The sequence below is a fragment of the Frankia sp. CoWAU3 genome (assembly GCF_977971855.1).
The window spans coordinates 1-3,470 of record NZ_CDWWXB010000225.1; the positions used below are offsets into that span (position 1 = coordinate 1).

Here is a 3,470-nt window from a genome sequence, read left to right on the forward strand (position 1 = left end):
AAACGACAAGCCAAGGCCCGGCGGGTCCATCCTGGCGCCAGACGTCCAGCCAGCGGCAGATCCGGTCGAGGGCCACGGTGTGGCCGGGGACGATGATTCCGCGGCGGTGGGTGAGCGCCAGTAGGGCAAGCGGCCCCGCGATGCCGTGAGCCATGCCCAGGTCGGCGTGTCCGCCCGCGAAGGGGCCGGGCGGTGCGCTGGTGGGGACGTCGACGCTCCACCAGCCGGGCGCGGCCAGCCCGGCCGTGTCCATGGCCGGCACCGGCTCGGTGAGCCGGACAAGGTAGGTCAAGATCTGGCGGAGCTGCTCGCTGTCCGGGCCTCGGACCGAGAGATACGCGCCGAGCCCGGTCAGGCCTCGGACCAGGTCGAATTCCGCGCGCACCGGTCGCTGTCCCACCTCTACCCGTGTGTGGGCCGCCGTGAGCCGGCGTTCGACCAGTCTTTCGACAGCGGTATGGAGCCGCTGGGCCGCGCGCTGGTGGTGGCCGGGTGGGGCCGCCGCCGTCAGGGCCAGCGCGAGCGCCGGGGCGCCGAACCACAGGCCGGCGCCCGGCCCAGCGGAAAGATCTTCGCTGCCGGCGGCTGTCAGCCAGCCGTCGGCGGTGTCCCAGTCGCCGTGGCGGGAGCTGGCGCGCACCCCGTGGAGAAGCGCGACGCCGGCCGCTCCCTCAGCCAGCGACTGGCCCTTCCAGCGGGGGCTGCTGGGGCTGCGGTCGTCGCCTGTCTCGGGCGGCGGTGGCACGGCCAGCGCGTCGGCCAGCCGGGCGGCGATGGTCGCCGTGCGGGTGCGCGGATCGCCGACCACAGTCATGATCTTTCCGTTCCAGCGGGGACGAGACGGGCCTGCTGGTCGGTGTGGTGCCAGGCAAGGGCGACCGCGCGGGCGAGGCGGTGGCAGGCACGCTCCGCCGCGGAGCCGAGGCCGTGGGCACGGACATAGTGCAGATGCAGCAGCGATCCCAGTACATCGCTGTGGTCCGGCCGGCCCGGTGATGCGGCGAGCTGGGCTGCATATCGTTCGGCGGCCCGGCGCCGGGCGTCCCAGCTGTCACACACCGCTGCCGGAAGCCGCAGGACTGCGCCGCCAGGCGCGGAGCCGCCGCGATCTGCTTGGGACAACGCGATGGCCTGGCGCAGCACCGGCCGATGAGTCGGTGCCCCAGAGGCCCGTCGGTTGTCCAGAAGCCACCGCATTCCGGCCTGCCGGTTACCGATCAGTGCGCAGGTCAGGTCGACCATGCTGACCGCTGTCAGGGCCGCGGGGAGCAGCGCCCGGTTCGCAGCCTGGGCGACCAGCTGGGCGACGACAGCGGCGGAGTCGGCGGCGAACAGGTTATCGGCCGCGGCGAGTGCTTCGCCCTCGCCGTACCGGGCCGTCTCAGGGTGGTAGGTGTCGAGTGCCAGATCGCCAATGAGACGCTGCGCTCGCAACTCCTCCGCCCAGACACCGACCCGGGCTGCCAACCGCCCGTAGCTCTGGGCATCCGGCGCGAGGCGGATCCGCAGGCGTAGGTGGGGCGCAGGGTCGTGGTACCTGATGAACCACCACATCCCCGGTGTCGAGCAGCGCGGGCAGGCGGCTGGTGAGGATCGTATTGACCACGTCCGGATGGCAGTACAGCTTCGCGAAGAGCACCGTCGACCCTGGCAGGATCCCGGAGGCCGCGTCGGTCACCGTCATCGGACCGGATGCCGTCACCACGGCGGGTGCCGGACGCGGGGCGGCGGTCGTCGCCACGGGGAACACGATCTCGTGGGCTCGGCCGCCGGCCCAGCCGTAGTCATCGGGATGCGGTGCTTCGGAGAGGCTGACAGCACCGCTGGCACCGTTGAGTTCAGCACGCAGCAGGTCGCGGTCCAACCGTTCGTCGAGGTCCAGCCGCAGCCGCACATCCGCCCGGCCGGTGCTCACCCACCGGGGCAGTCCTGATCGCTGCCGGAGCCGCCCGAGCGCGTCAGCCCATTCCTGGTCGGCCGCCCGCGGGCCTGGGAGATCCGACGGATGGATGCGCCAGCGGGCCGGTGCCAGAACCGTGCGGCCATGGCGAACCCTCGGCAGGAACGGGAGACAACCCGCCGCGCCCCACGAGAACGGGGCGACGGTCCCGGCGCCAGCGCGGGGCAGTTCGTGCAACAGGCGCGCGAGCGGTGGGAAGGACTGGCGGGCCGCAGCGTGCGTCAGCAACGGTTCGACGACGGCACGGCGGGAGAGCGACACCAGGTAGAACCGCGCGCTGTCCGCCGTGACCGCCAGATCCGTCCACACGATCCTGCCGTGCTGACGTTCGTGGTGCTCGGCGAAGGAGATCCAATCCGCCAGCATGTGGGGAGCGCGGGTGACGTTCTCCAACCGGGCGTGCCCCGGCGGGAACGACAACTGCGCTGTCACTGCGTCGTCGACCACCGTGGGAAGCTGACGGAACGCGCTCACCATCCGGTGACGGTCCGCGTCGGGAAGCAGATCGAGGAATCTGCCGCTCATCGCGACCGCGGTCCGGCTGACACCCGTGACCCACAGGGTGAACGCGCCTCGGGGCAGGCTCGCTGTCGACGGTGCCAGGACCTCGACGCAGATCTCGACATGCGGTTCCGCCCAAAACCCGTCCGCCGGTGCGGACACGGCGTCGAGGGCGGCGTTGTCCAGAACGACTTCCTGCTGGCCGTCGAGCGCCGCGCGCTGAGCAAGCTGCAGCAGGAACTCGTCGCGGAGCGGCACCCCGTCGGCAGGCTCTGCCGCTGCCGGGCCGAAATGGGCCGGATAGCCCAGGCCGACCACCGGGTCAACCAGCTGATCAAGTCCTACCAGCGCCGACTCACCGAACCTGTCGATGAAGCTGCGGTGGTACTCGCGCCAGGACGGGTTGCCAGCCGGATGTGGGGTCATTCGCAGCAGCACTCCGGCCGCCGCAGCGGCCTCCGTCGCCACGACCTCCGGCACTGTCACCGTGCAGCCCATCCGCAGATCAACCACGAGTGGCTGTTCGACCACGGAGTGCACCACCCGCATCCGCTCACGAACGGCCGCCAGACCTGGCTGCGGCACCGAACCGTCCACGCCGCGTGCTCCCACGAGGTCGGCCTGGATCAGCAGGAGCTTTTCGATGAGGGCCGCCGAGGAAGCGCTGGGGCTGTCATCGGACCGCTGCGTGGTGGCTGGCACGCCTGCGTCCTCGATGCCGGTCAGCGTGCCGAGAATGTGCGCGACGACGTCCGTGCACGTCGCGGGTGGCCGCAGGTTGCTCACGAGAACGCCATACGTCAGGAGCTGGGCCAACATGGTCTCGACGCCAAGGCGAGGAAGACCGAGCGTGGCGCCCACCGCATCAACAAGATCGGAAAATCGGACGGGTGCCTCCGCGCACGCCATGGCCGTCTGTACTGCTCGGCTGTGGCGGACCGAGACCTCGGCGGGTAGGAACGCCTCCGTTGGCGGTTGGGCGTGCGGGCGCCAGGGAAGTACGAGCCGG

The 3,470-nt window shown here is 71.3% G+C and carries 2 protein-coding genes and 1 pseudogene; all 3 read right to left on the minus strand.

The features are described from left to right. A partial coding sequence (locus AC08ON_RS15860; RefSeq protein WP_476617244.1) for a lanthionine synthetase LanC family protein occupies positions 1-814 on the minus strand: 814 nt, incomplete at its 3' end. Beyond that, positions 811-1,554: a thiopeptide-type bacteriocin biosynthesis protein gene (locus AC08ON_RS15865; protein ID WP_476608268.1), complete on the minus strand. Its 744-nt coding sequence runs from the start codon at positions 1,552-1,554 to the stop codon at positions 811-813. The genes AC08ON_RS15865 and AC08ON_RS15860, both read right to left, overlap by 4 nt. Positions 1,555-1,906: 352 nt before the next feature. Further along, a pseudogene (locus tag AC08ON_RS15870) lies at positions 1,907-3,470 on the minus strand (lantibiotic dehydratase family protein); the annotation flags it as partial.